The sequence below is a fragment of the Neobacillus phoenicis genome (assembly GCF_047302305.1).
Lineage (GTDB): Bacteria > Bacillota > Bacilli > Bacillales > Cytobacillaceae > Neobacillus.
Window position 1 is genome coordinate 2,827,926 of record NZ_CP154847.1, and the last position, 19,969, is coordinate 2,847,894.

Below are 19,969 nucleotides of genomic sequence, written 5' to 3' on the forward strand. Positions count from 1 at the left end.
TATTGAATATTCATTTTTTTCTTTCTATAATCGAAATGTTACATAATATGATTCTATACAAAGGTGTGAACAATTATGAAAATAGTAGCGATTGTAGGAAGCTTGCGGAAGGGCTCTTTTAATAAGCAATTGGCAGCAACTATTAAAGAGCGGCAAGTCCAAACATTCGATTTAGAAATATTGGACCTTGGCTTGCTCCCGCATTATGATCAGGATACTGAAAACAATCCTCCTGAGTCTGTAATTGACTTTAAGAGGAAGGTAAAAGAAGCAGACGGGGTGATCATCATTACTCCTGAATACAATTGGTCAATTCCTGGTGTGTTAAAAAATGCACTAGATTGGCTATCTCGTGTTGATAAAGTACTCATTGGAAAACCTGTAATGACGGCGGGTGCGACTACTGGATTAATGGGTACTATACGTGCACAGCTCCATTTGCGTCAAATCTTAACTGCCTTACAGGTAAAACTTTTGTCGCCAGTTGGCAATGAGATCTTAATTAATCAATCATCAGCAAAGTTTGATGAAGAAACCGGAAAGTTAGTAGATGAAGCCACATTATCATTTCTTGATGATGTCATTGAACGATTTGTAAATTTTATTAAAGAATAAGGAATAGTGCATGTCCAAAGACTTTGAATGATAAAAAGTGATGGGACAGTCATAGGTTCCACTCACAGTAAACTATAATATATTGTAGTTAAAGTGAGGTGGAACCTTTGTATTTTTTAAAATTTATTTCTGATGATGTTACATCAAGCCAATTGACCTTCCAGAAGCAATCAAAAACAAGACAGCTTGTTTTCGGTGGGCTATTCGCCAGTCTGGCAGCAGTTCTTCAAGCAGCTGGTGATCTTTTACCTGGAGTAGGATATTTTATAAGTCCATTTGCAACAGCTCCCATCCTAATCTGCGCTATGCTTTCATTTCCACTTGGAGTTATGTCCTATATTCTAACAAATCTATTATTACTCATCCTCCAACCAAGTGAATTAATGGTATTTCCTTTCACAACTGGCTTGTTAGGACTTAGTGTCGGGGCTGCTTTTCATTTTTTTAAGATGAGACTGACCATCATTCTAACTGGTACAATGGTCTTAACGTTAGGAGTTAATAGCCTATTATATGTTTTTCATTTCCCCGTACTAGGTCCAATTGTATCTAACTCTTTTTCATTTTATATATCAGGTGGTATTTTCTTATTTTCCTTCCTTTATAATTGGATTTTGGTAGACGTTGGCTTATTTTGTTTTAGACGACTTAAGAAAACTAAAGCCTGGTAACCTTCCAAAATCCCAAAGACAATTATTTAGGTGAAGAGGAGTTTACATGACAATATCAATTAAGACAATTCCCTTTAAAGACAGCAATTCTTCTTTAAGTATGGTCTCAAATTCAATGAGGTTTCTTGCTCTTCTTCCTTTTATTCCAAAGCTTTCTGCTAATTGGATGAAGTCTGGGTTTTGGAAGGTTACTCCATAACTTTTCCCAAACATTTTATCCATCTGTTGCACCTCAAGTTTTAACATCGAGTCATTTAACACAATTATTATAAAGGAGAGACCAAGGCGTTTAGCCGTCTCAATTTCTGCAAAATTCATTAGCACACCACCATCGCCAGTTATACAGATTACGGGGTCAGACGGACACGCAAGCTTGGCTCCTATGGATCCTGGTAATGCGATTCCCATTGAAGCAAGTCCGTTTGAAATGATACATCTATTTGGCATTTTAGGTTGATAGGTGCGTGCAATTGAAACTTTGTGAGACCCGACATCTGAAATTACAATCGTGTTGTCCAAAGTATGTCTTTCAATAATATAAAGAATATTTTCAATTGTTAAAGTATCGGTACTAGGCTTGTCAGATTTATTAAATATTTGATAAGTTTTTTTTATTTCCTCCTTAAGATTGCCAGAAGGTACCCATGATTTAGCAGGAATTTCAAATTGATTCAGTAACTGAAGAGTTTTCTGTATATTACCGACCAATTCACAATCTACAGGATAATATTCATTTATTTCAGCAGGGAGGCTGTCGATATGTAAAATAGGAAGTTTGTTAGCATTCCAATCCTTGGGCAGCTTTTCTACAAAGTCGAAACCTATAACAATTAGGAGGTCAGCTTCATTAATACCTTGTACAACCATATCGTTTTCATTAAATCCTAATGTAAAAAAGTTTAGTGGGTTCTCTTTATCTAACACACCTTTTGCCATAAAGCTGTGTGAAACTGGGGTTTGAAGGGTATTGATAAACATCTGAAGCTCTGAGATTGCATCTTGCCTAATTACTCCGTTTCCGATAATAATAAAGGGTTTTCTATGTTTTTGAATAGAAGTTATAGCTGATTTGATAGATTCTAAAAAAGGGATACTTTCAGGTAGAGGTGTCACAGGTATGGGACTATTTTGAATCATTTGGGGAGAAAAGTTCTCCGGTAATGTAATGGCTACCGAACCTGGTTTCTCCATTTGTGCGATTCTAAAAGCTTTTCGAATTACGACAGGCACAGACACTGCTTCCTTGATTTGTGTGCTCCATTTGGTTGTGGGCTCTACTATTTTTACTATATCTAAATATTGATGTGATTCATTATGATGTCGATCGACACCTGCTTGTCCAATTAATGCCACCACAGGTGAATGATCAAGCTGTGCGCTAGCAATACCCGTCAATAAATTTGTAGCACCTGGGCCCAATGTCGCTAAACAAACACCCACTTTTTTTGACAGTCTGCCATATACATCCGCCATAAATGCAGCACCTTGTTCATGCCTGACATTAATGAACTTAATTTGTTTTGATTTTGATAACGAATCTGTTAAATCAAGCGATTCCTTACCAACGATGCCAAATACATATTCCACGCCTTCATTTTCTAAGCAATGTACGAGTACGTCCGTGACTTTCATAGTTCCTCCTTTAGATCCTTATTTCCATTGTTTGGCTTCGGTACAGAAAATGAACATGAATCATAATAATCCTAGTTTTAGCCAATTCCTAATTAATCATTAGTTAGGTAACTGATATACATTAATGAATCTGCAATGTTTAAAAATTTTTTTACAATAGTAGGACATTTTACCTCTATTTATATTGTTTATATGTTAAAATTAGAAAATTAAAAGGGGGTATAGGAGTTTTGTTATATAATATTGTATTATTTATACATATTTTAGGGGCTGTTATCATGTTTGTAGCCGTTGGCTTCACCCTACTGGCTATGATTTCGATGCTTTATTCTACAAAAACGGAAGGACTACGGAATTGGGCTGCACTTGCAGTTAAGCTGGATGGATTACTTCCATTCAGCGTGATTTTGATTTTAGTCCCAGGGTTATACTTGGTATTCACCTCGTGGGGATGGGGGAATTCATGGGTAGACATTTCGTTGGCTATGTTGCTAATTATGACTTTTATGGGGCCAATCATTAATTTGCGCAGGTTAAAGTCTATTTTAAATGGTGCCATGGCTGAGACGGAGTTGGTTCCGTCAGAGGGATTGTTGGAAAAAGTTAGAGATCGTATACTTTGGAATTCTGTTTTGATAATGACGATGTTAACGATCTCTATCCTGTTCTTAATGACTGTAAAATTAACTATGAGTGGTTCCATAATTACAATTGTGATAGCAATTATCTTAGGGCTTCTTGCAGCTAACATTCTTATAAGTCGAGCAACAAACACTTTCTCATCAACTAATTCGAAAACGACTGTAGTGAAGTGAAACTTAAAAGATGGTCTCGTAGAAAATCTATGAGACCATCTTTTTACCTTTTTAGAAATCAAAATTGTCCGGATCCGCTCCAAATCTCTTGTTCTCGTTTAGTGCATTTATTTTCTCCATGTCACTTTCATTTAACGTAAAATCAAAAATATTAGCATTTTCAATAATTCTGCTTTCTTTGATTGACTTTGGAATGGTTACAATTCTATTTTGTAGGTCCCAGCGCAAGATAACCTGCGCGATTGATTTATGGTGAGCTGAAGCAATTTCCTGTAATACAGGGTGATCAAGTAGACGACCTTGTCCTAGAGGCGCCCAAGCCTCAATTTGTATCTCATGCTTCATACAAAATTCTCGCAATTCTGGCTGTGAGAATAGGGGATGTAATTCCACCTGATTGACCATTGGTTTAATCTCAGCAATAGACATTACATCTTCAAGATGGTGGATATTAAAATTGCTGACACCAATTGCCTTCACACGGCCCTCTTTATATAATGTTTCAAGAACCTTCCACGTATCTTTATACTTTTCCTTTACTGGCCAGTGAACCAGATACAAATCAACATAATCAAGACCAAGTTTACTTAGGCTTGTTTCAAATGCTTCAAGGACGGTATCATTCCGCTGATCTGAATTCCACACTTTTGTAGTTATAAACAACTCTTCCCGTGGAATACCTGCCTCTTTAATGGCTTGTCCTACACTTTCTTCATTATCATAAAGTGCAGCAGTATCAATGCTTTTGTAGCCAGCATTTAGAGCATGTTTTACAGCATGCAGTGCTTCTTCTCCTTGGCGCACTTTATAAACACCAAGTCCAAACCATGGCATTTTAACTCCATTATGTAATGTGGTTGTATCGTGTAAGCCTTTCATATCATCAGTTTCCTCCTTGAAATATATTAAAATTAGTATAGTACTTACTAAAGTTGAAAATCAATGAAATGGGTTTTATGGAATATCAATCCATGTAAAATAGGACCTTGAATAATGGGATACATATATCCTGGTCCTATGTGATGATTTGCTTAATAATCGGTTACTTCAAAACCTCTATCAAGAAAAGCTTCAATGACCTCACTAATTTGAAAAGAAACTTGTGGTAGGTCATAGTTTTCAAAGGCATGTTCACAACTGGATTTATAGGCCATAATTTCATCATAATGGCTCATATGACGATTAATATCGGCTGTATTATCTTGGCGTTCTTTTTGTCTTTCAATAACTGTATCTCGGTCAGCATAAATGAAGAAACGCATGACTCGTTCTCCATATAACTTCTTCAATTTTTCTGTACCTTCAGGATTTAAAGTTAAATAAACAAAATTATGATTCTCGAATGCTTTTACAATATCCTGTTCACAAATACCATAATAGAATCCATCTATTTCTACACTTTCTAGAAACTCATGGTTTTCTTGCATTTTTTTGAAATCTTCTTCATTAATAAAATGGTAGTCTTCACCATTTTTCTCATAAGGACGGGGAGGACGAGTAGTGTAGGAGAGCACAGTTTCCATATCAAAAGCAGTTGCGACCATTTTAGCGATAGTTTTTCTTCCAGAGCCATCTGGTCCAGTGTAAATAAATATTTTTTCTTTTTCTTTAATCTTGTACATAGCAAACCTCCTGCAATGAATTATAGATCTCATAAAAAGAACATTGGGGAATGAGCAAATAAGTATTTTCCCTTATTAGATTTTTGAGGATACTAATAGTATAACAGATTCTCAAATAAATATCTGACTTTTCTGCTTTTTAGGACAGTTATCGGAGATTATGCTTTACAAAAAGTACTTTTAGTACTCTATAAGACTTTAAATGTTACAAAGCTGTGAACGAACCAGTGTCTTTAAGTGATTTTTATTAACACGAATATAGCAGGTTTTAACATACTTATCATAAAATAAAGAATATACAATGCATGTATAGTGAAAAGTACAAAGTATTCAAATGGAAAGAGAAAAAACAACTAGATCTGAGGTGGATGGGAATGTGGCCTTTTAATGGCAAGAAAAACAAGTATAAAAGAGATGAAAGGTTATATTATTATTCCCTTAAACAGACCACTGAAGGAACTGAATTTCAAGAAATGGTTAATAAATTGAAAGAAATATTTTCTAACACCTCCAATCCATTCATTATTTTGTGTGTGGGTTCCGACCGTTCAACAGGAGACTCACTCGGACCACTTGTAGGTACGATGTTAAAAGATAGAAAAATTCCATATCCTGTTTATGGAACATTAGAAGAACCAGTCCATGCATTAAATATTAAGAAAACAATGAAAGATATTTCACAAACTTATCATGAGCCATTTATTTTAGGTATTGATGCCTGTTTGGGTGATGAAAGACAAATAGGGTTCATCTTGTTAAAAGAAGGACCTTTTATACCAGGAATGGCTTTAAACAAATCTTTACCTAATGTCGGAGATTACCATTTGAAAGCAATTGTTAATTACCTGGACCCACTATCTCCCGCCCAATCACTTAATAATACAAGATTGTTTGTCGTAATGAGACTTGCTGAAATGATGACAAAGATGATTACGGATGCAGTCTTTGATGAATCTATGGTCCATTAGTAGGGTGAAATCAGGATAACAAGAAATTTTATTGTGGAAAATTCATCCATATAAGTTGATGTTTACAAATAGATTACGATATAATTGGTACAATGTATACCTAGAAAGAAGGAGAAAAAGTGGGGAATAATTGGGTAGAGGAAGACCTAATATCTTTGCGCGAAAGGGTCTATATACACATAAAAGACTTGATCTTAGAAGGTGAATTTAAAACAGGAGATCGTTTAGTGGAACGTGAACTGGCTGAACGATTGAATATAAGTAGAACACCTATTCGTGAAGCGCTATTTAGATTAGAATCACAAGGGTTTGTAAAAACAGTTCCTAGGAAAGGTGTAATCGTTGCAGATATTTCTGAGAAGGAAATTATCGAAGTATTTACAATTCTTTCATCTCTTGAAGTATTGGCAGCGAAATTAGCCGCTCAAAAGTTAGATGATGATGCGAAAAGTAAATTTATTGAATACAGTAGAAAGATTGAAGACTGTCTCAAGGAAGATAATGACCAGGATTTCTCTCATCTACATGGTGAATTGAATCATCTCCTATACAGCTCGGCTAAAAATAACAAGTTATATGAAATGCTGAGTGGATTATCTGATTATATTAGGGCATTTGCAAAAACGGGATATAAAAATCCTGGCCGTCCAAAACAGTCTATGGAAGAACATTTAAGAATTATGGAAGCCATCGTAAATCAAGAAGTGGAGATGGCTGAATATTTGACCAAAATCCATATTGAAAATTCTCGAAAAGCGTATATTGAAGCCGTGAATATTGGAAAGAAAAAATAAAAAGTGAAACTTCATCACCGGATGGAGTTTCACTTTTTATTTTTATACCCCAATGACAAGGGCTGAAGTTAGATTTTTTAAAACCTTCGCCACACTCATTGATACTATGGGGCTAGATTTTGGGTTTTGAGTAAAAGGATTGTTCTGCACTGAAATCTCAACTTGACCAAAATACCCTTTTGCTAGGATTGTATGTGTGTTTTTAGTAATTGTCGGGTCAACATACACTTGAACCCTTGTGTCCTCAAATCCTATACCAGCAAGACTTAGTGCAGCTGAGACATTTACATTTTCTGGGAATAATTTTGCTGCGTGTCTAGCATTCCCGTCGAAAATGCAATATGGCTCCTGAATAGTTTCAAGATTTACTTTTTCCTCTGCTATTGTTCCATACCAACTTTTTGGTGGTTTCCTCGTAATAAGTCTTATTTCATCAATCTCACCTAAAATACCTGAGGCTATTCGATCTAAGCCAGCGATAGCTGCAGAGGGGATAATCAATTGTTTATTATGTGTAGTGGCTGTATTCATCAATGACTCATAGAAGTCAATATTTGCAAGTGCACCAACGGAAAGAATAACTAGGTTACTCCCTGATGTAAGAGCTTTTTCACCGTAAAGCTGGAGGGCGTGATGTCCAGCAGCTTCAATTATGATATCTAAGTTTTGATTAAAAAAAACTTCTTCCTCCGTTGTAACAGTACAATGTACGGGGGGAGTATCAGTAGGATTCAGTGGGGTTCTAACTAAAATGGCTTGAAGTTTTACATTTCCAGCCTGTCCGGACGCAATTAATTCGCTAATACTCCTACCAAGTGTGCCGAAACCAATAATACCAGCTTTAAGCATATTTATTCTCCTCTTGTCTAAATTTTAACAAACTAAAAACATTTGAAACTATGAAACTACGACTTTTTTTGTATACTATATACCAATAATTTTCTTTATTTTATCTAAAAAATTTCTTGAAATCAAGGTTTATATTATGAATATATATAAACTTCTAAATTTTCAAAATTGTTTTGCAAAGTAAAGAGAATAATGTTATATTTATTTCAACCTTATAGTTAACAAGGTCTACATAGTGAAAAAAAGAGGGGGGAGTGGCCATTTTCCTGGGAGATCATACTACCAAAACAACCTTTACTATTAGTTATTTGGTGGAAACAATTCGTTAGGATGGTATGAAAGATTGGTTATAAGTTATTTAAAATGAAGTAGAATTGATTAGGGTATTATGTTTTTTTTATTTTTTATAACCATGGTATACAATCCACAAAATACAAAATATTTCCTTTGTTAGTACTTCTAAATAATGAAAATAGCACTTGTTAAGCTCTAAGGTGACAAAAGATTTATAAAGTAGAGGAAAACACCAAGAGTAAAGAAGCATTATTAACTAATTCCTCTCCTGCGCTCCTTTCCATGAAATGATGGAAGACTTTCGTATTGTTTTAAATTATTTAAGATAACGGAGGGGAACTATGGAATTAACTGCAGCTCATTGGATTTATTTAATTGTAACTTTAGCAGTCATCGTCACCATGCTTTTTAGAAAAGGTGTTGTTTTACCTATTATCATTGGAACTTTTTTAGTGGCAGTCGTCTATAAAGGTAGTTTAATAGCTGGTTTTCAAGCAGTATTTAACGCGAACCTTGTAGCTGCTAAGGAGCTATTTAGTATTTTCCTCATTATATCTATTATGATTGGTCTTCTTAACTCTTTAAAAGATATCGGCGCGGATAAAAGAATGGTTGTCCCTATACAAAAAATTATGGTGAATGGACATGTTTCTTATTTAGTGCTAATGGTTACTACGTATGTAATATCACTTTTTTTCTGGCCAACACCTGCTGTACCGCTCATTTGTGCTCTGCTTGTACCGGCTGCAGTAAGTGCAGGTCTACAACCTATGACTGCAGGGATGGTTATTGTTATTGCAGGTCAAGGAATGGCACTTTCTTCCGACTATATCATGCAAGTAGCACCTATGCTTAGTGCGAAGGCAGCAGGAATTGATAAAGCTGCAGTTGCGGATAAGGGTTTAATTCTCTCTGTTATTACAGGAGTTAGTGCTCTATCGATGGTTTACTTGCAACATCGTAAGACCATTACAAAAAAATCCACTTCAGAATCTGGACTTGGGTTTAATCAAGGCGAAAAGGCATTTTTCGATGTAGCAGATGAGCTTGCAGCTACTGCAGTAGATAGTGAAGAGATCCTTAAGAGAAAACAAACTTGGGGCAAAGTATTTTCCATTCTTGTTCCAGTATCTATGTTAGCAGTAATGATTTTTATGTTCCAGACCAAATTAGGTGGTGGATCTGGATTTGAAGGTACAGATGGAGCTGCTTTTATTGGTGGTGTTGCAACCATCCTGTTACTATTGGCGACAATTGCTTTTAACAGACTACATTCGCTTGATAAAATAAGTGATCATATTACCGAAGGATTTGTATTCGCTTTTAAGGCAATGGCTCCTGTTATTCCGATTGCTGGTTTCTTCTTTATGGGTAGCAGTGATTTTACACCAGCGATTCTTTCGTTAGGGGAAGATGCCGCAAAGCCTGCTTTTCTATTTGATATGATTCAAGCTGGTCAAGATTTTATCCCGCATAACCCGTTTTTTGCAGGACTTGGTATATTGATCGTGGGATTAGTTACAGGATTAGATGGCTCTGGGTTCTCGGGGCTCCCTTTAACAGGAGCTTTATCTGGAGCATTAGCTAATGGGAGTGGGCTAGATGCTTCGACCATGGCAGCTATTGGACAAATGGGTGCTATCTGGGGAGGAGGGGGCACAATTATTGCTTGGTCATCCTTAGTAGCAGTAGCAGGCTTCCTACAAATCTCACCTATTGAGCTTGCGAGGAAGAACTTCATTCCAGTCATGACAGGTCTAATTCTCGCTACAATTATAGCGGTAATCATTTGGTAAAATAAATAACAAGCTAGTATCTATAAATAGGGGGCTATCCTAAATGTCAGTAATACTGATTAATAGGAGGCCCTTATTTTCATGAAGGAAGGTGCAGTTGTTATTTTGGTGGGATGGTTTTCATAGGATGATAGAAAAAAGAGGAGGTACAAGATGATAAAAAAAGTGGGTTTAGTAGGACTTGGTAAATTAGGTACTGCGATGCTAACACATTGGGATCAACAAAGAATTTCAATAGGCCTATACCATCCTAATCGAACGAAAGCAGAACAAATTGTTCAACATTATCAAACTAGCTATCTTTTGAAGGAAGAAGATCTATCGGAATTAGATGTGTTAATCCTAGCCCTTCCTGCAATGGAGGTAATCCCATTTATCTCAAGTCTAAAACTCCAAAGTAAGACGCAGCATTCTCCCTATATCATTAATATGGCTACAAACCTCCATACGTTTGATATTAGGCACATGTATTCAACATTAAATGTGTATGGAATAAAATATATGGGGCATGCGAGAGATTTATTAGAACATGGAAATGGCTTGTTTATTTCAGAAAGTCTTTTACCCCCCATTGTGGAAGAATATTTTAAGTTTCTTGGAAAGATCGTAGTGGACAGTGAAGATTGCTTAACACAAGTAAATAAAATAGCAACCTATTACGCACTAAAAACTGCGATAAATTTAGAGAATGAATTTGCAAAAAGGGGACTATCTACAGAGTATTTAAAAAGAGCATTAACATCTCTTGCTCCTGAAGTGATACGTTCGTATAGTGAGGGGAGTCTTGGTCATTTTGCTAAGGAAATTGTGAACCAAATTCAAGAAGAAAAGTGAGGATTCATTAAGAGAGGTGTCAGTTGATTGACACCTCTTTGAATGTTCACTTTCAACCTAAGAACAACTGTAAAACAAATAAATACAACATAACACATGCAATATAAAGCCCAGCGAAGGATAAATTCCAATTGGACACTTTGTAGGAGGTCTCTTTAACAATGTTTGACATAAGACCTAACGTCGCATTATATGGCCCCACAAGAAAGGATGAAACAGCTCCTGCTAACATAGCTACAGTTAATATATGAGGAGATATCCCAATGACCTTTGGATTTAAGCCTTCAAGCATTAATGCAAGAGAAACAGCAGGATGAAGTCCTAGAAAAGCAAAAGCCAAAGGGATTAAAGGTAGTAAAAGTAAAAAGATTTCCACACCTGCAAAATGAATAAAATGATTGACTATCGAGTCCAACCAGACATTGGTATGTGAAACGTTGATAGTTGAAATAAAGAAACCTGCTGATAGATAAATGAAGAATTGGTCTTTCATACTTACAGAAAAGGACTGGAAATGCTTAATTAAGTGTGAACAAAACTCTTTACCCTTTTTTAATAAAAGAGACCAAGTAAGAGCAAAGGGGATGACCATCAAGGATATTAGAATTAAAAAAGGATAAGGAAACTTTGTTTCTACTAATGAAATAACCACATTGAAAATAATGATCGCTAGAAAAATTTGAATTACTCTACCAGAAGGAGGGGACTGACTAGACTCTATCGTAGCAGCAGTCTCATGGATGGCAGTGCTTTTTTGATTTGGGGCCAAGATTTTTGCCTTACGAGAACCAATATACCAGTCAATCCCTATGCCTAAGATACTTAAGGGAACAACATAAGGCAAAATTGATACCCAGCTTACGTCCGTCATTGTAATGACAATACCGACAATGGGGGTAACAGGTGCCCAAATTAAAGGCATGGCGAATCCACGCGTAATGGCTCTGCTCATGAAGCGTTCTTTATTTTTAACTGGAATGATATCTAATGCAGGCCTAATAGAGTAGTAGGTCATTGGTAAGGTGGCAAGATTCATAAAGATACTAAAAAAATAGGAAATTCCTGATGTAATCATGTAGAGTTGTCCAGAATTTTTCACTTTTTTTTGAATAATGGTTTGTATGCCTCCACTGTAACCGCCTAATTTTATCGGAATTCCTAAAATTGGAATTAGTGTAAACATGGTAAGCAAGTCTAGCATAGGACCGAAGGAAAGGATATATTGCTGCCAAGAAGCTTCGCTTGTCCACAATAGGAAAGTACCAAGTATTAGAAATGTACTTCCCAATAGTTGGACAAATCGTTTTGCTTGAAATAATGTCCATAGTACTATAACAAGACTTAAACCGGAGATTATTGGGCCAATATGAAACATAGGCATAAGAACATCGATTAAATACAATAAAATAACAGAAAACAGCATAAATCTCAGCATATATACACCCTAACCTTTAAAATTGTATACCAAGTGGGTTTTTTTAAGTGGATATTGACACATTTCCGCCATTTTTTAAAATTATTTTTGGTATTTGGTATACAAAAATGTTGTTTTATTTTTAATCACATAATACAATTACAGTATCAAATAACTATTTATACAGGGGGATCTAACATGTTTAACTTTCTATTTGGATCTAAAAAAGCAGCGGAGAAAGCTGAGAAGAAATTAGCATCACTTAAAAAAACCTTGAAGTTCTAAAAACCCCTTTTAAAAACCGTCACTTTATATGGCGGTTTTTTTATTTTTATGGCAAACAATATATAAAAAAACGGAGAGACACCGCTTTTCTCTCCGAATTTTTCATATATAGAAGCTCTATTTCTTAAACGGCTACTTCATCTGATTTTACTAGCTTAGAATTTACAGAATCTTCACTATTACCAGATGCTTTAACGATCTCGCTTAATTCTTCTCGAGCCGCTTCAATTGTATCAAATCGTTCAAAAAACTTCACAGCTATATGATTTACGTATTCTTTTCCTTCATAGTTTTCAAATAGTTGTATTTTCATATTCTCATCAAGTACTTTTGCAATTGTGTATTTCGCCTTTAACTTATCAAAGAAATAGAAGTGATAGGTTTCAACAGGCTCTAAACCATCATTGTCGAGAATTGTTTGAAATGTATCCTTATTCGTTAGTACAATATATTTTCCCAAATAAAACACCCCTTCAGTAAGTATTAATCCATTCGTAATTAAGTATAATGAATAAAAATTTTTTAAGTGTTCTACCACCCCTATGTGGAACATTGTATACCAAACTACTTGTGTATATTTTATCTCAAATAGAATAAATATTCAAGTTATATTCAAAATATTTAAATAATTAGTGAAATTAAAAAATCCGGTTTGCTTCTATCACAAAAAGATTGTATACTTCAAGAAAGGTTCTAAATTTTTAGAATAAACAGAAAGGGGAAGTTTTATGCCTAAAGTTATTCTTCATGTAGATGGGACAACAATTGAACAAGAAGTAAAAGATAATGCCAATTTAGTGGTGTTAGCAGGGACACGTCAATTACCGAAATTGAAGTATGGCTGTGGAATGGGACGATGTACTAAATGTACGTGTATTGTTATAAACGGCGCAGACTCCTTAGCACCACCAAATTGGAAAGAAGAAAAAATGCTAGGTGAAAAAGTAAATGAGGGATACCGTCTTACATGCCAATTAACGATTCAACATGATATTGAAATCTCACAAGAAAATATTACAATCCAGGCTCCAAATAAAAAATCAGCATACCAAGCATAATTCGCTTTTTTTTTAAAGGGAAGATGGTATACAAAATACAATGAATACCGGTAGGTGAATGAGTGTTGAATAGTTATGATCTTACAGCCATGACATGGAAAGAAGTAGAAGAAGCTTTACAGACTGTTAAGTTTGCTATTATTCCAATTGGGGCACATGAACAGCATGGACCACATATGGTAGAAAGCTGTGATGCAGTCTTAGCGGAACGGATGGCGAAGAAACTAGGTGAGCGAATGTTTCCCTATGCGCTAGTTACTCCAACAATTAATATGGGGGTTTCACCACATCATTTGAATTTTCCGGGTACAATATCTTTACAGCCAACGACCTTAATAGCCATCTTAAAGGATGTCATTTCATCCCTAAAGCATCATGGTGTGAAAAAGTTTTTATTATTAAATTCTCACGGCGGAAACCAATCGACTCTTAATGTTGCTTCAATGATCATAACGCAAGAATTGAATGTTGAAGTTTATTATGCCAAAACGACGGCTTCTGCAAAAGAGGCAATTAAAGAGCATGTGACATCCACATTATTTGGCCATAGCTGCGAACGAGAAGTATCAGAAGCACTCTATTTAGCACCTGAACTTGTTCGTCCGGAAAACTTAGAAAAAGGTGATATTCAAGAAGATGGAAGATGGAAGCAACTTAGACCTGGTAAAGCAATTCAAGGATTTTATTATTATGAAGAAATGACAAACAATGGATGTATTGGAGATGGAACGAAAGCGAGTTGGGATATTGGACGCCAAATTGTCGAAGAGGCACTAGATCAGCTTACAATAGAGCTTACTAAATTATTAAACCTAAAAGTGGATGCGCATTTATAGTTAAACAAAAAATAATAATCTTTAAAAAATTCTAAAAATTATATTTACAAATAAACAACTTCTTGATAGTATTAAATCAAGGTATACCAAATTGATAGTTTCATAGAGTAAAAGGCTGTTGGACAGTGAATAAAACAACAATCTTTTTATTTTTAAACTAATTTGGTATACAAAATATCAAATACCAAGAAAAACATTGGTACCTACATAAAAAGAGGAGGAGTTTCAGTTGACAGAATTATTATCAAAAGATGAATTTCGCAAGGAATTAGAAGAAGCTATTAAAGGAAATCATAGCCAGAAGGCTCCATTCACAGTAGCTTGGGCCGAGGGAAGACTTGAAAGAAAACATTTTGCTAGATGGGCTGAAAATCATTACCACTATGTAGGACCGTTTGCAGATTACTTAGCTTATATTTATCACAATACTCCAAGCGATCCAAAATTCGAAGCGGCAAAAGACTTTACATTACAAAACATGTATGAAGAAGAAATTGCAGCAGATCGCCACACTGACCTATTAATTCGTTTTGCTGAAGCTTGTGGCACAACAAGAGAGCGCATTATCGACCCAGCCAATATGGCTCCAACTACTTTAGGGTTACAAAGCTGGTGCTACGCAGTGGCAGCAAGAGAAAATTTCGTTGTAGCAACAGCTGCATTAGTTGTAGGATTAGAATCTCAAGTCCCTGATATCTATAGAAAGCAGACTCCAGCATTGCGTGAACAATATGGTTTTACGGATGAAGAAATTGAGTTCTTCGATTTACACATCGTATCTGATGAAATCCATGGTGAGCGTGGATACAAAATTGTTCTTGATCATGCTGATACTCCCGAATTGCAGCAGCGCTGCCTAGAAGTGGTGCGGACAGGAGCAAAAATGCGCCGTATGTACATGGATGGGCTATGGAGAGAGTATTTAGAACAAGATTTAGGAGCGTTAGTTGAAGCGAAATAATAATCATATATAACGGGTTTAAATGAATCATTCTGAATCCGTCCCATTTGACAGGCCGTCATTATAATCTTGTAGTTTAAAGGTTTAATTGACGGCCATTTTTATAAAATAACCCTTGTTTTATAGGATTAAATCAATCATGAAAAAGGTGATCGTATTGCTTACAACCAAAGTAGCAACCTTCAATAATTATATAAATGGACAATGGCAAGAATCAGTAAACAAGAAAACGTTTTATAGTGTGAACCCAGCCAATAACGAAGATATTGTAGGTAGTTTCCAAGCATCAAACGAACAAGATGTTCAATTAGCAATTGAAGCTGCCCAAAGGGCCTTTACCTGCTGGTCTCAAACCGCACCTTCAAAACGGGCGTCCATCTTAAATCAAGCGGCAAGCATTTTAGAACAAAATGCTCAAGCTCTTGCTGAAGAGTTAACTAGAGAAGAAGGTAAGCACGTTGATGACGCCAAGAATGAAGTATTACGTTCCGCGCAAACTCTTCGGTATTATGCAGTAGAAGGTCAAAGCTTTACAGGGGAAACCTTTCCAAATGATGACTCAAATATGAAAGTTTCAACCGAGAGAGAACCGCTTGGAGTGGTAAGTGTGATTACTCCTTGGAACTTTCCACTTTCTATTCCTGCTAGAAAAATTGCTCCTGCATTAATCACAGGAAATACGGTTGTCTTTAAACCTTCTTCTGACACTCCACTGATGGCTTTACGCTTAGTCGAAGCTTTAGATAAGGCTGGAATTCCTAAGGGTGTAATTAACTTTGTGACAGGAAAAGCGTCTGACGTTGGTGACTTGCTGGTAACTCATCCAGCTGTCCGTGCAGTTACTTTTACAGGATCAACAGCTGCAGGGGAAGATATTCATAAAAAGGCAGGATTTACGACTCGTACACAAATGGAGCTTGGAGGGAAAAATCCGTTAATTGTCATGGATGATGCCGATCTTAATCTAGCTGCTTCGTTGGTTGTTAACGGAGGGTTTTCCTTGACGGGGCAAGCATGTACAGGAACAAGCAGGGTCATTGTTTTAAGTGATGTTAAAGACGAATTTGTTCAAAAACTTGTGGAAAAAACAAGTGCGCTTAAAATAGGACATGGTTTTGAGCCTGGTGTTAAAATTGGGCCGCTTGCTAATGAAAAGCAATTGAAAAATGTCTTGAAATATGTGGAATATGGAAAACAAGATGGTGCGACATTGGAATACGGAGGTGACCATTTAACTTCTGATGAATATCAAAAGGGATACTATGTGAAGCCAGCAATTTTTACAAATGTTAACCCCAATTCCCGAATTGCGAAGGAAGAGATCTTTGGTCCGGTTGTGGCTGTGATTGAAGTAGATACATATGAAGAAGCTATCGCCATTGCTAATGATGTCGAATATGGCTTGTCTGCCTCGATCGTGACGAATAATCTAAGGATTGCAAACCAATTTACAAAGGATATACAAGCAGGGACAGTAAAGGTGAATCGCACTACAACAGGAAATTTAATGAATGCACCTTTTGGAGGTCTAAAAAAATCAAGCACGTCCACCTTCCGGGAGTCAGGAAGAGTTGGTTTAGAATTCTTTACTCAATTAAAAACGGTGTATATGGGCTATTAATAAATTCTTAATGTGAGGAGAACCTACATGAAATCAGTTCTAAAATTAGAATTAGAAGAAGCTAAATTAATGATTGAGGCAGCGAAAAAGAGGTCAGAAGAAATCAATGTCCTCGAAACAATTGCTATTTGTGATGACGGGGGAAATCTACTTGCTCTTGAACGAATGAATGGAGCACGTATTACTGGACCAGAGATTGCCATTGCTAAAGCCTACACTGCTGCAGGACATAAACGCTCCACCCATTTATTTAACAAAGAACCTAATGGCCCTGCCCTTCCAGGAAATGAAGCATTTGGAATTCAAATGATGCTACCTGGAAAATTTGCTATTTTTGTAGGTGGGTTTCCAATTGTTGTAAATGGAGAAGTGGTAGGTGGAATTGGTGTAAGTGGTGGAAACGGTGAGCAAGATACGGCTGTAGGAACGGCTGCATTACAAGCCTTACAAAGCTATGTAGCTAGTGCGGGTCATGAAGTAATCACATCGGCTGATATAAAAAAATAATAGGATTAGGACCTCATTCAGGGGAGAGGTATAAGCTGAATGGGGTCTTAAAACTACTACTCTCTAATGAATGAAATGAATAGGTAAAAAAAGGGGGAGAGTCAACTGAAAGCCTATCTAGAGTTAGCAATTGGATTTGCCCGTACTGGTGTTACCGGTTATGGAGGGGGCCCCTCGACCATACCGTTGATTGAATTTGAGGCTGTCAAAAAATATAAATGGATGACAGAAGAAGAGTTTGTTGAGATTTTAGCCTTAGCTAATACCATGCCAGGCCCTATCGCTACCAAAATGGCAGCGTATATCGGATATAAAGTTAAAGGATCCATTGGAGCAATAGTCGCCATCCTTACTCACATTCTCCCTTCCATTATTGCGATGATCGCTTTATTAGGTGTTCTTTATTCTTATAAAGAATCGCCAATTGTCAGCGGAATGGTCCAAGGAGTTACCCCTGTTATTGGTTTTATGTTAGTCGAGATGGCGTATCGATTTTTCCAAAATGGTCGTAAAGGCTTAGGGTTACAAAAAATGGTTACACTTTCAGTGGTATCTTTGGTCTTTGTACAGTTCCTTGGTTTACATCCGGGAATCTTAATAGCTATTTTTCTTATCGTTGCTTACTTGATTGCAGACCGAAAAGAAAAAGCTGCTGTAGGCACCACTGAGGTACTTATTCAGAGAAAGGAAAAAAGCTCGTGATTTATTGGCATATCTTTTGGTCTTTTTTCATTGCTAATTTACTGGGTTACGGTGGGGGACCTGCGACCATTCCTCTAATTCAAAATGAAGTGGTCAATCATTACCATTGGATGTCCTTATCTGAGTTTGGCGATGTACTAGCAATAGCAAATGCCTTGCCTGGTCCAATTGCAACTAAGATGGGGGGATATATCGGTTTTCAGTTAGGAGGTTTTTTGGGTGCAATTATTGCACTGATTGCTACCATATTACCTTCTGCTATTGCAGTCATCTTATTATTTAAATTTGTAAATCTATTTAAAGGCTCTCCAAAGGTAACCTTAATGACGAGAGCCGTACAGCCTATTATAGCCATCTTACTTGCCATAATGGCTTATCAGTTCTTTTTAACAGCATTTGAAAACAGTGGGATTTTCCATTTAACCCTCTTGGCTGGGGTAAGTTATTTTGCATTAATGAGATTCAAAATTCATCCCTCCTTATTAATTCTTTGTGCATTAATATATGGCGGAGTATTTCTCTCATAAGCTAATTGTTTCGTAAAAACTATAAACATAAGCAGGTGGAATAGATGGACATTAGATGGGAGGAAAATAATCTTTTATCGATTCGTGAACATGCCTATTTGTTTCTAAAGGAAATGATTCTTGAAGGTGAATTAAAGGCAGGTGACCGTTTAATTGAAAGAGAACTTGCTGGGAAATTAAACATAAGCCGCACGCCTATAAGGGAGGCATTATTCCGGCTTGAGTCTCAAGGCTTTGTTAAAACAGTTCCCAGGAAAGGGGTCGTTGTTTCGAATATTTCTGAAAGTGAAGTAATTGAAGTGTTTACGATCCTTGCTTCGTTAGAGGTTTTGGCCGTAAAGTTGGCTGCACAACGAATGGACCAAGAAACTCAACTAGAACTAGAACAAAAGATTCAAGAACTGTTAGCTTTAGCAGAGCAAGCGGAAGAGGATTTTAATCTTGAACATATTCAAATGAATCGTTTGATTAATAAAGCATCTAAAAGTCCAAAATTATTCGAAATTTTATCTGGCCTTATAGACTATATACATATGGCTGCTAATATGGGCTATGAGACTCCAGGTAGAAGGAAAGAATCATTAAGGGAACATATTGATATCATGAAAGCTTTAAGGGATAAAGAATCGGAATTGGCAGAGTACTTAATGAGAATCCATATTGAAAACTCTAAAAAAGCATATATCACCTATATAAAAAATATTAAAGAGAAAATGAATAGAAAAGATAAAGTGAAAAGCACTTGAATTAAATGAGATAATTATAAGGGAGGAAATGATGATATGCCGAACATTCATTTCAAAAACAGTAATAAAAAATTAGAAGTTCCAGACAATTCAAATATTTTGAGGATGTCACTCCGTTATGATGGGGAGTTGCCTAATCGTTGCGGTGGAGGTATTTGTGGTACCTGCGTTTTTAAAGCTGAAGAGGGTTCTGAATACCTTGACAAGGTAAAGGTACAGGAACGAAGAAAACTTGGTGATGAATGGTTAGGAAATGGATATCGTCTAGGGTGTCAAACTTTTGTGACAAATGGGGATGTTACAATTTCTTGGGATGAGGAAATTACCAAACAAGTAATAAAGAAAAAGCCAGAAAAGATTCAAAAAGAAGTGTCTTCCGTAAAATAAATACTTAGAATACGGGGTGAGATCATGTGGGCATG

The 19,969-nt window shown here is 36.2% G+C and carries 22 protein-coding genes; 16 read left to right on the forward strand and 6 right to left on the reverse strand.

Annotation, left to right across the window (positions count from 1 at the left end):
* Positions 1-75: 75 nt before the first annotated feature.
* Positions 76-615 carry an NADPH-dependent FMN reductase gene (locus tag AA0X95_RS14725; RefSeq protein WP_413299035.1) on the forward strand — a complete coding sequence of 180 codons (540 nt, stop codon included), beginning with the start codon at positions 76-78 and terminating at the stop codon, positions 613-615.
* Between the two features lie 107 nt (positions 616-722).
* Positions 723-1,286: a hypothetical protein gene (locus AA0X95_RS14730; RefSeq protein WP_413299037.1), complete on the forward strand. Its 564-nt coding sequence runs from the start codon at positions 723-725 to the stop codon at positions 1,284-1,286.
* Between the two features lie 42 nt (positions 1,287-1,328).
* Here AA0X95_RS14730 and AA0X95_RS14735 read toward each other — a convergent pair whose 3' ends face one another.
* Positions 1,329-2,918 (reverse strand): acetolactate synthase large subunit, encoded by a 1,590-nt coding sequence (locus AA0X95_RS14735; RefSeq protein WP_413299039.1) that lies wholly within the window; start codon positions 2,916-2,918, stop codon positions 1,329-1,331.
* Positions 2,919-3,148: 230 nt separating this feature from the next.
* Here AA0X95_RS14735 and AA0X95_RS14740 point away from each other — a divergent pair, with 230 nt between their 5' ends.
* The gene (locus AA0X95_RS14740; RefSeq protein WP_413299041.1) at positions 3,149-3,733 is read left to right on the forward strand and encodes a hypothetical protein; all 585 of its coding nucleotides are present in this window, start codon (positions 3,149-3,151) and stop codon (positions 3,731-3,733) included.
* 51 nt (positions 3,734-3,784) lie between these two features.
* Here the strand turns inward: AA0X95_RS14740 and AA0X95_RS14745 are convergent, their stop codons facing one another.
* Both AA0X95_RS14745 and AA0X95_RS14750 read right to left on the reverse strand, forming a co-directional pair.
* Entirely contained in the window at positions 3,785-4,612 is an 828-nt protein-coding gene (locus AA0X95_RS14745) for an aldo/keto reductase (protein WP_413299043.1), read from the reverse strand.
* Between the two features lie 152 nt (positions 4,613-4,764).
* Entirely contained in the window at positions 4,765-5,355 is a 591-nt protein-coding gene (locus tag AA0X95_RS14750) for a guanylate kinase (protein WP_413299045.1), read from the reverse strand.
* Between the two features lie 374 nt (positions 5,356-5,729).
* Here AA0X95_RS14750 and yyaC point away from each other — a divergent pair, with 374 nt between their 5' ends.
* Both yyaC and AA0X95_RS14760 read left to right on the forward strand, forming a co-directional pair.
* A complete protein-coding gene (gene yyaC / locus AA0X95_RS14755) occupies positions 5,730-6,323 on the forward strand; it encodes a spore protease YyaC (RefSeq protein WP_413299047.1) in 594 nt (197 codons plus the stop codon).
* Positions 6,324-6,442: 119 nt separating this feature from the next.
* A complete protein-coding gene (locus AA0X95_RS14760) occupies positions 6,443-7,117 on the forward strand; it encodes a GntR family transcriptional regulator (RefSeq protein WP_413299049.1) in 675 nt (224 codons plus the stop codon).
* 42 nt (positions 7,118-7,159) lie between these two features.
* Here AA0X95_RS14760 and AA0X95_RS14765 read toward each other — a convergent pair whose 3' ends face one another.
* Positions 7,160-7,966, reverse strand: a complete 807-nt coding sequence (locus tag AA0X95_RS14765; RefSeq protein WP_413299051.1) for an aspartate dehydrogenase — start codon at positions 7,964-7,966, stop codon at positions 7,160-7,162.
* A gap of 635 nt (positions 7,967-8,601) precedes the next feature.
* Between AA0X95_RS14765 and AA0X95_RS14770 the strand changes: the two genes are divergently transcribed.
* Both AA0X95_RS14770 and AA0X95_RS14775 read left to right on the forward strand, forming a co-directional pair.
* Entirely contained in the window at positions 8,602-10,056 is a 1,455-nt protein-coding gene (locus tag AA0X95_RS14770; RefSeq protein ID WP_413299053.1) for a hypothetical protein, read from the forward strand.
* A gap of 153 nt (positions 10,057-10,209) precedes the next feature.
* Complete coding sequence (locus tag AA0X95_RS14775; RefSeq protein ID WP_413299055.1) at positions 10,210-10,890, forward strand: NAD(P)-binding domain-containing protein; 681 nt, start codon at positions 10,210-10,212, stop codon at positions 10,888-10,890.
* 52 nt (positions 10,891-10,942) lie between these two features.
* On the opposite strand, the gene AA0X95_RS14780 is transcribed toward AA0X95_RS14775, so the two are convergent.
* Together AA0X95_RS14780 and AA0X95_RS14785 are read right to left on the reverse strand one after the other, a co-directional pair.
* Positions 10,943-12,325 carry a hypothetical protein gene (locus AA0X95_RS14780; protein ID WP_413299057.1) on the reverse strand — a complete coding sequence of 461 codons (1,383 nt, stop codon included), beginning with the start codon at positions 12,323-12,325 and terminating at the stop codon, positions 10,943-10,945.
* A 388-nt stretch (positions 12,326-12,713) separates the two neighbouring features.
* Positions 12,714-13,049, reverse strand: coding sequence for a hypothetical protein (locus AA0X95_RS14785; RefSeq protein ID WP_413299059.1), 336 nt, complete (start codon positions 13,047-13,049; stop codon positions 12,714-12,716).
* A 268-nt stretch (positions 13,050-13,317) separates the two neighbouring features.
* Here AA0X95_RS14785 and AA0X95_RS14790 point away from each other — a divergent pair, with 268 nt between their 5' ends.
* The 9 genes from AA0X95_RS14790 to AA0X95_RS14830 all read left to right on the forward strand — a co-directional run bounded on the left by AA0X95_RS14790 (position 13,318) and on the right by AA0X95_RS14830 (position 19,934).
* Positions 13,318-13,647: a 2Fe-2S iron-sulfur cluster-binding protein gene (locus AA0X95_RS14790; protein WP_413299061.1), complete on the forward strand. Its 330-nt coding sequence runs from the start codon at positions 13,318-13,320 to the stop codon at positions 13,645-13,647.
* 65 nt (positions 13,648-13,712) lie between these two features.
* Positions 13,713-14,483, forward strand: coding sequence for a creatininase family protein (locus AA0X95_RS14795; protein WP_413299063.1), 771 nt, complete (start codon positions 13,713-13,715; stop codon positions 14,481-14,483).
* 229 nt (positions 14,484-14,712) lie between these two features.
* A complete protein-coding gene (locus AA0X95_RS14800; protein WP_413299065.1) occupies positions 14,713-15,444 on the forward strand; it encodes a TenA family transcriptional regulator in 732 nt (243 codons plus the stop codon).
* 139 nt (positions 15,445-15,583) lie between these two features.
* Positions 15,584-17,065, forward strand: coding sequence for an aldehyde dehydrogenase family protein (locus tag AA0X95_RS14805; RefSeq protein WP_413299067.1), 1,482 nt, complete (start codon positions 15,584-15,586; stop codon positions 17,063-17,065).
* A gap of 27 nt (positions 17,066-17,092) precedes the next feature.
* A complete protein-coding gene (locus tag AA0X95_RS14810; RefSeq protein ID WP_413299069.1) occupies positions 17,093-17,572 on the forward strand; it encodes a GlcG/HbpS family heme-binding protein in 480 nt (159 codons plus the stop codon).
* Between the two features lie 129 nt (positions 17,573-17,701).
* A complete protein-coding gene (locus AA0X95_RS14815; protein ID WP_413310047.1) occupies positions 17,702-18,274 on the forward strand; it encodes a chromate transporter in 573 nt (190 codons plus the stop codon).
* Complete coding sequence (locus tag AA0X95_RS14820) at positions 18,271-18,801, forward strand: chromate transporter (protein WP_413299071.1); 531 nt, start codon at positions 18,271-18,273, stop codon at positions 18,799-18,801. The genes AA0X95_RS14815 and AA0X95_RS14820 overlap by 4 nt, the downstream gene beginning before the upstream one ends.
* Before the next feature lie 44 nt (positions 18,802-18,845).
* On the forward strand, positions 18,846-19,547 hold the full coding sequence (locus AA0X95_RS14825) for a GntR family transcriptional regulator (protein ID WP_413299073.1): 702 nt from the start codon (positions 18,846-18,848) through the stop codon (positions 19,545-19,547).
* Between the two features lie 36 nt (positions 19,548-19,583).
* Positions 19,584-19,934 (forward strand): 2Fe-2S iron-sulfur cluster-binding protein, encoded by a 351-nt coding sequence (locus tag AA0X95_RS14830; protein ID WP_413299075.1) that lies wholly within the window; start codon positions 19,584-19,586, stop codon positions 19,932-19,934.
* The last annotated feature ends 35 nt before the right edge of the window (positions 19,935-19,969 follow it).

What these genes read in the sequence shown, in the direction of transcription:
- AA0X95_RS14810 (WP_413299069.1), top strand. Translation starts at nt 17,093, where the DNA reads ATGAAATCAGTTCTAAAATTAGAATTAGAAGAAGCTAAATTAATGATT.
- AA0X95_RS14780 (WP_413299057.1), bottom strand. Translation starts at nt 12,325, where the DNA reads ATGCTGAGATTTATGCTGTTTTCTGTTATTTTATTGTATTTAATCGAT.
- AA0X95_RS14770 (WP_413299053.1), top strand. Translation starts at nt 8,602, where the DNA reads ATGGAATTAACTGCAGCTCATTGGATTTATTTAATTGTAACTTTAGCA.
- AA0X95_RS14830 (WP_413299075.1), top strand. Translation starts at nt 19,584, where the DNA reads ATGCCGAACATTCATTTCAAAAACAGTAATAAAAAATTAGAAGTTCCA.
- AA0X95_RS14825 (WP_413299073.1), top strand. Translation starts at nt 18,846, where the DNA reads ATGGACATTAGATGGGAGGAAAATAATCTTTTATCGATTCGTGAACAT.
- yyaC (WP_413299047.1), top strand. Translation starts at nt 5,730, where the DNA reads ATGTGGCCTTTTAATGGCAAGAAAAACAAGTATAAAAGAGATGAAAGG.
- AA0X95_RS14725 (WP_413299035.1), top strand. Translation starts at nt 76, where the DNA reads ATGAAAATAGTAGCGATTGTAGGAAGCTTGCGGAAGGGCTCTTTTAAT.
- AA0X95_RS14735 (WP_413299039.1), bottom strand. Translation starts at nt 2,918, where the DNA reads ATGAAAGTCACGGACGTACTCGTACATTGCTTAGAAAATGAAGGCGTG.
- AA0X95_RS14775 (WP_413299055.1), top strand. Translation starts at nt 10,210, where the DNA reads ATGATAAAAAAAGTGGGTTTAGTAGGACTTGGTAAATTAGGTACTGCG.
- AA0X95_RS14790 (WP_413299061.1), top strand. Translation starts at nt 13,318, where the DNA reads ATGCCTAAAGTTATTCTTCATGTAGATGGGACAACAATTGAACAAGAA.
- AA0X95_RS14765 (WP_413299051.1), bottom strand. Translation starts at nt 7,966, where the DNA reads ATGCTTAAAGCTGGTATTATTGGTTTCGGCACACTTGGTAGGAGTATT.
- AA0X95_RS14750 (WP_413299045.1), bottom strand. Translation starts at nt 5,355, where the DNA reads ATGTACAAGATTAAAGAAAAAGAAAAAATATTTATTTACACTGGACCA.
- AA0X95_RS14805 (WP_413299067.1), top strand. Translation starts at nt 15,584, where the DNA reads ATGAAAAAGGTGATCGTATTGCTTACAACCAAAGTAGCAACCTTCAAT.
- AA0X95_RS14745 (WP_413299043.1), bottom strand. Translation starts at nt 4,612, where the DNA reads ATGAAAGGCTTACACGATACAACCACATTACATAATGGAGTTAAAATG.